A 10,120-nucleotide genomic window follows, 5' to 3' on the forward strand; every position below is an offset into this window, starting at 1 on the left:
TTCCACTCAAGCCGAGTCACGCTCGGTTTTGCTTCGATCACGCAGTTCGGCAAGCCGCGCCTCGAGGATCGCCATGCGTTGAGCCATGCGTCGGATTTGTCGTTCCTGACGCGAGCGCTCTAGGTCCATGGTTAACATCTTGATCAGTAACAGCGAGAAACCGAGTACAACCGCCAAGATGGGTGGGTAGTTGACTCCAACCTGGCTGGCCAGCAAATCGAACAGGCGAGGAAAAAAACCTAGGCCGACGACCACGACGCCGACACCCACCCACCAGAGTGCGTAAGGCCCGTGGAGATGAGAGCGACGAACTAGCCACAAGATCGTGCTGGCGAGAGCGAGTCCGATAACGATCGACGTCCACTGATAGGTCATGCTTACTGTCAACAACTCTCGGTGTTGGGTTTCCGGGGTGGCGCCCTTCCATGAGCGTTAGGATACAAGGTCACAAAGTGTCATGCTGTGACTGATGCTTGATGCAGAGCGGGCGAACCAGCTGAATGCCCGAGCGGAGAGGAGATAGCGAGATGAGCCCAGGGCAAACAGACCATAGTCAAGAGGGAAAGGTCAGGGTCGCACTGCGGTTTGCCCTGTCCGGACTCGCAGCTGCGCTCGTGCTGATGATCGGCCTCTGTCTTGTCGGCGCCATCACCGCCCCGGGGAAGACGCATCGGGTGTCCGGCGAAGATCTCATTCTGCAACAAGGCAGCGGCGAGGTGACCGCCAATGGCCTCCTGGTGCGCGCACCGGGTGCAAACAACCAGGTACTGCTGCTCACGCCGCAGTTCGACCTGTCAGCCGCCGACTATGGTCTCGTCAACTGGAGCGTCATCGGCTTGCGACCCGAGCAGGACGTTCAGGTGGTCTGGACAACAAGCAAGGCTCCAGGACGCGCAATCGTCTATCAACCTTCGGCTGCTGAACGAGAACAGTCGATGGCCAACCTCGCTCAGCACCCGGCCTGGACCGGGCGAGTCGACAGGATTGGTCTGTTGCTGCCAGGTGCTTTGCCAGAGCCAGTGCTAATTGCGTCGCTTGGCCTCGCTCCTGCCCAAGGTGGCTGCAGAAGCGCGTTGTTAGCTGCAGCGGCTGCCTGGAGTCACCAAGAACCCTGGAGTCAGCGCTCGATCAACTTCACGCTCAGCGCTGAGCCAACAGTCTTTGGCATTTCGCCGGCGTTGGCGTTGGCGCTCTGGGTTGCGTTAGCCGCCCTGATCAACTGGATGGCCTGCCGGCGCTGCTCGGCGTCTAGCCATGTCACGGCTGTGCTAGTGCTCATCATCGCTGCCTGGCTCTTACTCGATCTCCGCTGGCAAGGGCAGCTACTGGCGCGTTTAACAGACAGCCGTGACCGTTATGCTGAGCTTGATCACAGTGTCCGACCACAGGCAGCACCCGATGGTCAATTGTTTCAATTGGTCGAGGCATTACGCGCCCAACTGCCGCCTGAGCCTTCGCGTATCCTGATCATCAGCAACGATGCGGGCGGTTATCTCGCCGGTCGAACGCGCTATCACCTGTTACCGCATCGAGCTTATTCAGGCCTTGTGCGGCTACCGAGAGCAGACGAGGTGGCTCCCGGCGACTTTCTCTTCCTCATTGCTCCGCTCCAGTCAGTGCGCTACGACCCCCGTCAACGCACCTTGAGCCTAAAGGGCCAATCGCTGCCCGTTCAGCCGGTCTGGTCAGCCCAGGGCTTCGGCCAGCTGTTTCGCGTGCGAGGGGAGACCTAACATGGCTTGGCTCCTCTTAGTAGCCGGGATGCTGTTGCCCTGGCTTGCCGGTACGCTGGTTCTTCGTGGGCTTTGGGCGCAGCCCAGCCCTGGCCGATGGCCTATGTTGGTTGGCTACGGCTTTGTGCTCGGCTCGCTCATCGCTGCAGGCCTGTTAAGGCTCATCGGCAACCTCGGTTTGGACCTAAAACCCTGGCTATTGCTGAGCCTAACCGCCCTGATCGTTTCGGCCGCCTTCCTGGTGTTTTGGCGCTCCAGCCGGATCTCCAACGCGCAATCTGGTCAGAAACCGGACGCTGCTGCCGTCGCCGCTCCAAACCCCGAGCAGCCAGTGCCGATCTGGCAGGGGATCCTGTTCGGGGCACTCTTGCTTTGGCTGTTGGGGCGCCTCCTCGGCCTCGCCCTGGAGCTCTGGTGGCAGCCCTTGTTCTCCTGGGATGCCTGGACTACTTGGATGGTGCGCGCTCGCGTCTGGACTGAGCTGCAAACCCTGACCCCTTTCATCTCACCGCAGGCGTGGCTTGCTGACCCCTCGGCTGGCAGCTATACGATTGATGCCTACCAATATCCCGAGACTGTCTCGCTGCTGGCCGCCTGGCCGGTCCTGATCCTCGGCGAGTGGAATGAGTCGGTGGCGAAGCTGCCATGGCTAGGCTGCGCTGCGGCCCTAGCGCTGGCCTTCTTTGGCCAAGCGCGACGCTGGGGCGTGTCGCCGCTGGCGGCACTGGTCGCCGTCTGGCTAGTGTTCTCACTTCCGATTCTAGATAGCCACATTGCGCTTGCCGGCTATGCTGATCTCTGGCTTGCAACCCTGATTGGGCTTGCGTTTATGGCCTTCTTGCACTGGGTGCGTGATCGCGATTGGCGCCAAGGCGCGCTAGCCTTAGCGCTCGTCGGCTGTCTTCCGCTCATCAAGCAGGAGGGCGCGGTTTGGGCGGGGCTGTTCCTGCCCGCCTTAGCTGCTGTTTGGATGCCCTGGCGCTGGTGGCTGATCGCAGGCGTCGTCGCAGCGGGGCTCGCCTGTTGGGTTTGGTTAACGGGCGGCGTTGAGATCAAGCTGCCGCTACTAGGGGAGCTCCGCGTAGCGCCGGGAGGTCTTGTCTTACCTTACGTCGGTGAATTCAACCTGGGCTATCAGGGAGACTGGGGCCCCGTCTGGCAGCACCTATTCGTGCGAAGCAGCTGGCATCTGTTTGGCTATCTGCTGCTCCTTGCGCTTGCCGCTGCTTTCATCCAGGTCGGCCGGCGCCGTTATTCAGAACCTTGGTCTCGCGCTGGGCTGATCTGGGTCCTCTCGGCGCTGTTCGCGTTCTATCTGCTCTTTTTCTGGACCAACGCCGCTGAATGGGCGGTTAAAGGAACCAGCATCAACCGCATCTTCCTGCAGTTTTCACCGGCGCTGATGTTTTGGATGTTAACGCTCAGTACTCATAGGGTTCCGATGGCGCATCATCCAAGCCAATCGCCGCCAGCGTGAGGATGCTGGTGACGACCATGTAGTGTGCGACCTTCCACCAGGACGCGAACACCTGGGATTTTCCGTTTGAGCGAGGCTTCATCAACACCGGGACTTCGCTCACGCTCAATCCGTGTCGACGCAGAATCAGCAACACGCCGACATCCTGATAATCAAGCAAGGTCGCTGCCGGGCGGATCAAGGTCTCGATGGCGGCCCGATTGTATGCGCGGAATCCGGACGTGATGTCCTCATGGGAGAGCCCGCTAATGGAGCGGAAATAATGCCAAGCCAAGCGCCGGGCCCGACTCACCCGTGCCGGGCAAGCGCCGATGCAGACATCAGCGCGACCATCCAAGAGCGGCGCTATCACCGCCGCAATCCCGCTTGGCTCATGCTGCCCATCTGCATCCAGCGTCACCACAAGCCCCCATCCTTGCTCATGTGCATAACGCAGCCCGGTCTGCGTTGCACCCCAAGCACCAAGCCGCAAAGGCAGGCGCAAGACCGTCGCTCCAGCCGCCTCAGCAATGGCCGCCGTCTCATCCGTACTGCGATCGTCGATCACGACGATAGGCTCAGGTCGCAGCCGCCGCGCCTCGGCGATCACAGCGCCGATCGATGCCGCTTCATTGTAGGCGGGGATGATGATCACGTCATCGGCCCAAAACCGCCCGCCAGCGCCAGACGTCCGGGTGTGAGAGGCACTCCCAGCAGGTGGAATCAGGATGGGTCATGAGCTCCAGGCAATGCGGTAACTGAGAGGGACGCGGTCGCAAGCGGATCTTGAAGGGGTAAACCAAATTCTACGTGACAAGCCCGGGCGCGTTAAAGCTAAAAAAGCGAGCGTGCACGAGCAGCCCCTCGCGTCCAGGAAAGCATTCGTCGAACCCCTGATCGGGCAGACGCTGCTCAAAACGCTGTCTTCCGGCCTGCGCCAGTCCGTCCGGTGACGGCTGCACGGCATCGGCGAACTGGATGCCACACCGCTGGCCATCGCCCAGCAGCGCCTGGAAGGCGGCGCTGTCTTTTAGGGTGGTGATGATCAAAATCCCGCGGATGCCGGACAGCATCAGGAAGAGGCTCAGTGGAAAATGATCTCCGGCGTCTCGGCGCTGTGAAAATTCATCGCCGCCTAGCGGTCGTCCGGTACCAGCATGGGCACGCAGGGCTTCGAGGCTGGCGGTTGCCTCCGGCTTTCGCTTGACGGCTCCACTGCTGACACGTACGATTTTGAAGCTTATTACGTATCCTAGGGTTCACCATGAACACAAAGCTCACCCTTAGTATGGATAAGTCGGTTGTCGAGCGCGCGAAGCAAGCAGCACGCGCCCGCAACACCAGTGTCTCGGCCATGCTCGCCGGACTCGTCTGCGGACTCGATGCGCTGGACCATTCGCATCATGCGGACTTCATCGGTCCGCTGACTCAGAGCGCGACCGGGTTGGTGGATCTGGATCCCAGCCACTCGGACGCTGATCTCCTCAGTGAGGCGCTATGGGAACGCTACAGCGAGACCCAATGAGGATCTTCGTCGACACCAATCTGCTACTCGACGTCCTCGCGCAGCGCAAACCCTTCTATAGGGCGGCCGCCCGCATCTGGACGATGGCCGAGACGGGCGCTTGCGAGGCATTCATCTCTGCCATCAGCTTCAACAATGTCTTCTATATCGTTCGAAAGGCGCGCGATACGGCCGCCGCACGCCGGGCACTAATCTTAATGCGTGATAGCTTTGCCAGCGTCGCTGCGGACCAGCGCATCCTGAACCAAGCCATCGACTCAAAGATTCCGGACTTCGAGGATGCCATCCAGTTCTACAGTGCACTTCACGCGCGCACTGACTATCTGCTAACGCGCAACGCCGGCGATTTCCCGACCGAAATCCTGCCGATCCTGACCCCCGATGAATTCCTCGCGTTGCTCAATCCCGAAAAATTGTGACCCGTCCCCGAAAACCCGCCGACACCTCCAATCTAACGCGCATCATCCAACAGGTGCAGCCCGACGAGGTCTATAACCTCGGCGCCCAATCCCATGTCGCGGTCAGCTTCGAGGCCCCCGAGTACACTGCCGACGTCGATGCCATCGGCACCCTGCGCCTGCTCGAAGCAATCCGTTTCCTCGGCCTCACCGACAAGACGCGCTTCTACCAGGCTTCCACCTCCGATAAAAATAACCGCGGCGAGACCTTCGTCACCCGCAAGATCACCCGCGCCCTGGCCAACATCGCCCAAGGCCTCGAGCAGTGCCTGTATCTCGGCAACATGGACGCGCTGCGCGACTGGGGCCATGCCAAAGACTACGTGCGCATGCAATGGCTCATGCTCCAGCAGGAGCAGCCCGAAGACTTCGTCATCGCCACCGGCAAGCGCCCGGCCGAGGTCGAGACCCTGCTCGGTGATCCCACCCTGGCCCGCGAGCGCCTCGGCTGGGTGCCCGAAATTACCGTCCAGGAGATGGTCGCCGAGATGTTCGCTGAAGACCTCCAAAGCGCCCGCCGCTTCGCCCTGCTCAAGGCCCATGGCCACGCGATCCCGATTGCGCGCGAGGATGGGCGCTGAAGCCAGCAGGCCGATCCGCCATGCCCACACTCCTCGACCCTACCAACGACTACGTCTTCAAGCGGGTCTTTGCCGAAGCACTCGAACTGCTGCGGGCGCTGATCAACAAGAGTGTAGTGCATCTGCAATGACAGCTGTCATTGGGGTTTCCCGGAGAAGCCTATGACTGGGCCAAGGCGCGCCCTCAGTGACGCACAGATTGCCCAAGCAACCGCCCGCGGACTCCAGCCAGGCCGGCTTGACTATAGTAGATTAAGGTATTAACTCTTATTGCTTTAGTGGAGGCTGCCATGACTGGTGCTACCGTCCGCCCTGTTGCGATCAAGCTCGATGACGCGATGAAAGCCCGATTGAAACGCTTGGCCGAGGCGCGTCAGCGCACACCGCACTGGCTGATGCGCGAAGCCATCACTGACTATGTGGAGCGCGAAGAAAAGCGAGAGGCGTTTCGCCAGGATGCGCTCAAGGCCTGGGAGGCTTACCGATCGAGCGGATTGCATCTGAGCGCGGCAGAAGCGGATGCCTGGCTGGAGCAGCTTGAACAGGGTCACGACATTGATCCGCCGCCATGCCACAGCTGATCTGGTCGCCTGAGGCCCTGCTTGATGTGCAGCGGCTCTATCGCTTCCTCGCCCCCAAGAACCCAGAGGCGGCCAAGCGGGCTGTCAAGGCCATCCGCGAAGGCGTCAGGCTGCTGGCACAACAGCCGGGAGTGGGCCGGCCGGTTGAGGATATGGAAGACCTATTCCGCGACTGGATCGTCGATTTTGGTGACAGTGGCTATGTAGCCCGTTACGGCGTCGACCGGCAATGCGTCACGATTTTGGCCGTGCGTCATCAGAACGAAGTGGGCTTTTGATGGTGTCGTTGCTCATTCAGTCGCATCCAGATTCTGTGCCGATGTCCGATCGGTCCTGCTTGCGCTCAATCGCGACGACCCTACCCAATCCCACCGCGACCCAGCTAACATCCCCAATCCTTGACCGCAGCTCGGCCACCTGTGGCTGAGCCAACCGGCGGCCTTCTCGCTGAGCCAGCGGCAACACATGAATCTCATTGGTCGTAACCTATGAACAGCACACTCGCCTACGATCAGGATTACTACCTCTGGTTTGCCGACCAGGCTCGCTTACTGCGTGCGGGCCAGTGGCAACAGATCGATGTCGAACATCTGGCCGAGGAGCTCGAAGACATGGGCAAGCGGGAGAAGCGCGCCCTGCGCAGTCGCACCGTCATCCTGCTCGCGCATCTGCTGAAATACGCCCACCAGCCCGATCATCGCAGCCCGAGCTGGATCGGGACCATCCGCGAACAACGCAAGCAGCTCCAAGAACTCATGCTCGACAGTCCCAGCTTAACACCGCGTTTCGCGGCAGACTTGGAGGACAGTTACCTCAGTGCCCGCTTGCTGGCCGCCGGCGAAACCGGTCTGCCTGAAACTCAGTTCCCGCCGACTTGTCCGTTTTCGGCCGAGCAGTTGCTGGATCAAGGATATTGGCCGCAAGCCCAAGATCAAGCGCACTGACCTCGGCGCACTCAGTGACGCACAGATTACCTAGGCAACCGGCCTGACACTGGGCCAAGTCGAGGCCCTGCGTGCAATCGAGCCGCATCCCTAGAAGAACCAGGCCAACACCAAGCTCGCGCCATGACATCACCGGCACCCACGACAGCGGCTACAAGCTCCTCTATGCTCACGCTGCCATGGTGCGCGACCTGCTCACGGGCTTCGTCCCCGGCGACTGGGTCCCATCCTTGCTCATGCGCATAGCGCAGGCCGGTCTGAGTTGCACCCCAAGCACCAAGCCGCAACGGCAGGCGCAAGACCGTCGCTCCAGCCGCCTCGGCAATGGCCGGCCGCCGTCTCATCCGTACTGTGATCGTCGATCACGACGATAGGCTCAGGTCGCAGCCGCCGCGCCTCGGCGATCACAGCGCCGATCGATGCCGCTTCGTTGTAGGCGGGGATTATGATCACGTCATTGGTCCAAGACCGCCCGCCAGCGCCAAACGTCCGGGTGTGAGAGGAACTTCCAGCAGGTGGAATCAGGATAGGTCATGAGCTCAAGGTAGCGCAGCAACGGAGAGGGATGCGCTCGCGGTAGGCATCGACACAGTCTGGACCGAATTTCTCTTGTAGCAGAGCCAGCAGGATGAGGGCTTCGCCCTGCTGCACGCCCAGTTGGACACCCTTATCGATCCCCGCTTGTTCAACCGCTCAAACCATCTTTAGCTCGTCGAGCAAATCGGGATGACGGTCAAGCAGCTTGAATAACTTCACAAGCGCAAGCGGCGGTTTGGTCTTGCCGGTTTCGTAGCGGGAGAAGGCATTGACACCTCCACCGAAGAGCTCGGCCGCCTCGCGTTGCCCGAGATGCAATTTCTTGCGCACCTGAGCAAGAAAGTCAGGGTCGACAATGGCCGCATTCACCTGCTTGTTGAAAGCCTGCATCTCACACATGACGCGCTCGGTTTCGGCCCGATCGGTGATGGACTCGTCGCAGGCCGGGCAAAAGTCAGCCGTGACCGACGGGATAAGCGTGGTTTCGCCCTTGTAGGTGTAGGGGATGTCGCGCGTGTCGCGAATCAGTTCTGCCGCGCCACAAACAGGACACTTCATGTCGCGGTTTCTCGTGCGGATCGGGTGGCTCGCACCTGGCCAGCCCTGACCAGGGCTTGCACGACATCCAGCTTGCAGTGCGGGGTGCGTTTCTCCATCACCAGAAGCTAACCTATTTGGTTATAGCTGGCAAGCGGGACATCGACGTCACCGCCAGGCGAGTGCTCGGCGTTCCGGCAACCCACTCCCCTCAGCACTCCGGATCTGTAGCACAATCCACCTGAGCTTCCAGCGTGTCGGCGGTCTCGCCGGATTGGGAGATCACCACGAACAGCCCGCTCGGGTCGAGGATCGGCTCGCGATAGAGGGGTGAGCGCGGATCGAACGAGACCGATCACCCGAACAGCTCGCTGTGCGATCCAAGTCGGGCCAAGATGAGCCTGTCATCGCCCTCCCTGCGGTAGATCAGCAGCAAATCCGGTTTGATGTGACATTCGCGATAGCCAGACCAATCGCCAGTCAAATCATGGTCGCGGTAACGCGCCTCCAGCGGCTGGTCGACAACCAGCGCCTTGAGCGCCGGCATCAGATCCGCATCAAGCGTCGCTCGGTGCTGGCCTTTCGCTTCGCGCTTGTAATCGCGTTTGAATGAACTGGGGCGATCAATCGCCCGCATGCAGATCAGCCATCAGGGCATCAACACTGTCGAAACGCTCGACCTGCCCAGCCTCGATCTCCGCCAATGCCTGGCGACTGCTCGCGCTCGGCGCCTTGACCTCGAACGGCAAGCGACGATCCTCGGCAACACGGAGCATCAAGAGGCGAATGGCATCAGACACGGACAAGCCCATGGCATCGAGTGCAGCGGTCGCGCGCTCCTTGGTTGCGACATCGATGCGGGCGCGGACATAGGTGTCAGTGTTCGGCATGGCTTCGTCTCCGTCATCAGCAAGTCTCGATTGTAGTCCAGATATGACTACAAATCCAAACGCCGGCAACGCCACAACGGTTCCCCATTGATCGCATGTACCATCACAGCTTGGCCAGCGGCGGGCGCGTCTCGGCAAACGAGAATAGCCACCACAGCGCCCGCCACACCTGGGTGACACCGGCCTCGGGCGGATAACAGGCCGTCAGGTCGACCAGGGCAAACGGCACCTCGGGCGCGTCGCTCAGGCGCGTGGCACTCAGCAGCGTCGGGCGCTTGTGCCGTTGCGCCTCACCATTGATGACCGGCGCGTTATGCGCGCTCGGCCCCAGCGTAAAGGCGCGCTCAGCGGTGCGCAGATACTGCTGGTAACCGGGATCATCCTGCCACCGGCCGTGCCGAGCACCAGGCTGCCGTTATCGCACGGCACATGACCCCACAGCGCGCCAAGGCCCAGACCATGGTCGCCGTCGGCTGCAAGGCGTGCAGCTAGGCTAAGGCGGACCAGACAAAGGGCCTCTGCACCAGCTCGACATCGCCCAAGGCCAGCGGTTGCGCCAGCTGCTTACCGAACGAGCTGCTCTACACCACCAATGACGGCAACACTCAACGTGATGTCAGGGAGCAAGCGCCCCATGAACCGCGCTCCGAGTGTCTATGATGTGCGATCAAGCATCGCCGAACGATGCTGGATTGCAAGACCTGACCGTATGCCGTAACAGGCTGATTAACTTGCGGGTTGAAGTCCCGCCGATGGAGTTGCTCGTACACCACTGTAGTGCCCCGGAGCGGCGTTTGGGTAACCAAGGGTCGTGAGTTTCGTGGGTGCAAAACCGCAGGCCGCAGCGCAAGCGAACCTAGAGGTAGCCTCGTCACTTA

Annotated in this window: 15 protein-coding genes and 1 pseudogene; 8 read left to right on the forward strand and 8 right to left on the reverse strand. The window is 61.0% G+C overall.

What is annotated here, in order from left to right:
* Positions 1-6 precede the first annotated feature (6 nt).
* Positions 7-375, reverse strand: coding sequence for a DUF2304 domain-containing protein (locus CKO42_RS16000; protein WP_200246235.1), 369 nt, complete (start codon positions 373-375; stop codon positions 7-9).
* Between the two features lie 152 nt (positions 376-527).
* On the opposite strand from CKO42_RS16000, the gene CKO42_RS16005 reads away from it, so the two are divergent.
* Positions 528-1,733, forward strand: a complete 1,206-nt coding sequence (locus CKO42_RS16005) for a hypothetical protein (RefSeq protein ID WP_200246198.1) — start codon at positions 528-530, stop codon at positions 1,731-1,733.
* 1 nt (position 1,734) lies between these two features.
* Positions 1,735-3,210, forward strand: coding sequence for a hypothetical protein (locus CKO42_RS16010; protein ID WP_200246200.1), 1,476 nt, complete (start codon positions 1,735-1,737; stop codon positions 3,208-3,210).
* On the opposite strand, the gene CKO42_RS16015 is transcribed toward CKO42_RS16010, so the two are convergent.
* The gene (locus CKO42_RS16015) at positions 3,155-3,844 is read right to left on the reverse strand and encodes a glycosyltransferase (RefSeq protein ID WP_200246202.1); all 690 of its coding nucleotides are present in this window, start codon (positions 3,842-3,844) and stop codon (positions 3,155-3,157) included. The two genes, CKO42_RS16010 and CKO42_RS16015, sit on opposite strands and share 56 nt — an antisense overlap.
* A 151-nt stretch (positions 3,845-3,995) precedes the next feature.
* The gene (locus CKO42_RS28735) at positions 3,996-4,262 is read right to left on the reverse strand and encodes a sugar phosphate nucleotidyltransferase (RefSeq protein WP_200246204.1); all 267 of its coding nucleotides are present in this window, start codon (positions 4,260-4,262) and stop codon (positions 3,996-3,998) included.
* A 191-nt stretch (positions 4,263-4,453) separates the two neighbouring features.
* On the opposite strand from CKO42_RS28735, the gene CKO42_RS16025 reads away from it, so the two are divergent.
* From CKO42_RS16025 to CKO42_RS16050, 6 genes and pseudogenes are all read left to right on the forward strand, one after another.
* A complete protein-coding gene (locus tag CKO42_RS16025; protein ID WP_200246206.1) occupies positions 4,454-4,714 on the forward strand; it encodes a DUF6364 family protein in 261 nt (86 codons plus the stop codon).
* Positions 4,711-5,133 carry a type II toxin-antitoxin system VapC family toxin gene (locus CKO42_RS16030; RefSeq protein ID WP_200246208.1) on the forward strand — a complete coding sequence of 141 codons (423 nt, stop codon included), beginning with the start codon at positions 4,711-4,713 and terminating at the stop codon, positions 5,131-5,133. The genes CKO42_RS16025 and CKO42_RS16030 overlap by 4 nt, the downstream gene beginning before the upstream one ends.
* Positions 5,121-5,753, forward strand: a pseudogene (locus tag CKO42_RS16035) (GDP-mannose 4,6-dehydratase); the annotation flags it as partial. The gene CKO42_RS16030 and the pseudogene CKO42_RS16035, both read left to right, overlap by 13 nt.
* A gap of 290 nt (positions 5,754-6,043) precedes the next feature.
* Positions 6,044-6,334 (forward strand): CopG family ribbon-helix-helix protein, encoded by a 291-nt coding sequence (locus tag CKO42_RS16040; protein ID WP_200246210.1) that lies wholly within the window; start codon positions 6,044-6,046, stop codon positions 6,332-6,334.
* Complete coding sequence (locus CKO42_RS16045) at positions 6,322-6,612, forward strand: type II toxin-antitoxin system RelE/ParE family toxin (RefSeq protein ID WP_200246212.1); 291 nt, start codon at positions 6,322-6,324, stop codon at positions 6,610-6,612. The genes CKO42_RS16040 and CKO42_RS16045 overlap by 13 nt, the downstream gene beginning before the upstream one ends.
* A 210-nt stretch (positions 6,613-6,822) precedes the next feature.
* The gene (locus CKO42_RS16050; protein WP_200246215.1) at positions 6,823-7,278 is read left to right on the forward strand and encodes a DUF29 domain-containing protein; all 456 of its coding nucleotides are present in this window, start codon (positions 6,823-6,825) and stop codon (positions 7,276-7,278) included.
* Between the two features lie 234 nt (positions 7,279-7,512).
* Here the strand turns inward: CKO42_RS16050 and CKO42_RS16055 are convergent, their stop codons facing one another.
* From CKO42_RS16055 to CKO42_RS27985, 5 genes are all read right to left on the reverse strand, one after another.
* Complete coding sequence (locus CKO42_RS16055) at positions 7,513-7,731, reverse strand: glycosyltransferase (RefSeq protein ID WP_338034933.1); 219 nt, start codon at positions 7,729-7,731, stop codon at positions 7,513-7,515.
* 240 nt (positions 7,732-7,971) lie between these two features.
* Positions 7,972-8,373 (reverse strand): type II toxin-antitoxin system MqsA family antitoxin, encoded by a 402-nt coding sequence (locus CKO42_RS16060; protein ID WP_200246217.1) that lies wholly within the window; start codon positions 8,371-8,373, stop codon positions 7,972-7,974.
* A gap of 334 nt (positions 8,374-8,707) precedes the next feature.
* Positions 8,708-8,989 carry a type II toxin-antitoxin system YafQ family toxin gene (locus CKO42_RS16070; protein WP_200246219.1) on the reverse strand — a complete coding sequence of 94 codons (282 nt, stop codon included), beginning with the start codon at positions 8,987-8,989 and terminating at the stop codon, positions 8,708-8,710.
* Positions 8,976-9,242, reverse strand: a complete 267-nt coding sequence (locus CKO42_RS16075) for a type II toxin-antitoxin system RelB/DinJ family antitoxin (RefSeq protein ID WP_200246221.1) — start codon at positions 9,240-9,242, stop codon at positions 8,976-8,978. Before CKO42_RS16075 ends, CKO42_RS16070 begins: the two co-directional genes overlap by 14 nt.
* Before the next feature lie 103 nt (positions 9,243-9,345).
* The gene (locus CKO42_RS27985; RefSeq protein WP_274608927.1) at positions 9,346-9,471 is read right to left on the reverse strand and encodes a hypothetical protein; all 126 of its coding nucleotides are present in this window, start codon (positions 9,469-9,471) and stop codon (positions 9,346-9,348) included.
* Between the last annotated feature and the right edge of the window lie 649 nt (positions 9,472-10,120).

This window comes from Lamprobacter modestohalophilus (genome assembly GCF_016583905.1).
GTDB lineage: Bacteria > Pseudomonadota > Gammaproteobacteria > Chromatiales > Chromatiaceae > Lamprobacter > Lamprobacter modestohalophilus.

Excerpts from the sequence above, each read along its gene's own strand:
- CKO42_RS16000 (WP_200246235.1), bottom strand. The coding sequence starts at position 375 with ATGACCTATCAGTGGACGTCGATCGTTATCGGACTCGCTCTCGCCAGC.
- CKO42_RS16005 (WP_200246198.1), top strand. The coding sequence starts at position 528 with ATGAGCCCAGGGCAAACAGACCATAGTCAAGAGGGAAAGGTCAGGGTC.
- CKO42_RS16010 (WP_200246200.1), top strand. The coding sequence starts at position 1,735 with ATGGCTTGGCTCCTCTTAGTAGCCGGGATGCTGTTGCCCTGGCTTGCC.
- CKO42_RS28735 (WP_200246204.1), bottom strand. The coding sequence starts at position 4,262 with ATGCTGTCCGGCATCCGCGGGATTTTGATCATCACCACCCTAAAAGAC.
- CKO42_RS16025 (WP_200246206.1), top strand. The coding sequence starts at position 4,454 with ATGAACACAAAGCTCACCCTTAGTATGGATAAGTCGGTTGTCGAGCGC.
- CKO42_RS16030 (WP_200246208.1), top strand. The coding sequence starts at position 4,711 with ATGAGGATCTTCGTCGACACCAATCTGCTACTCGACGTCCTCGCGCAG.
- CKO42_RS16040 (WP_200246210.1), top strand. The coding sequence starts at position 6,044 with ATGACTGGTGCTACCGTCCGCCCTGTTGCGATCAAGCTCGATGACGCG.
- CKO42_RS16045 (WP_200246212.1), top strand. The coding sequence starts at position 6,322 with ATGCCACAGCTGATCTGGTCGCCTGAGGCCCTGCTTGATGTGCAGCGG.
- CKO42_RS16050 (WP_200246215.1), top strand. The coding sequence starts at position 6,823 with ATGAACAGCACACTCGCCTACGATCAGGATTACTACCTCTGGTTTGCC.
- CKO42_RS16060 (WP_200246217.1), bottom strand. The coding sequence starts at position 8,373 with ATGAAGTGTCCTGTTTGTGGCGCGGCAGAACTGATTCGCGACACGCGC.
- CKO42_RS16070 (WP_200246219.1), bottom strand. The coding sequence starts at position 8,989 with ATGCGGGCGATTGATCGCCCCAGTTCATTCAAACGCGATTACAAGCGC.
- CKO42_RS16075 (WP_200246221.1), bottom strand. The coding sequence starts at position 9,242 with ATGCCGAACACTGACACCTATGTCCGCGCCCGCATCGATGTCGCAACC.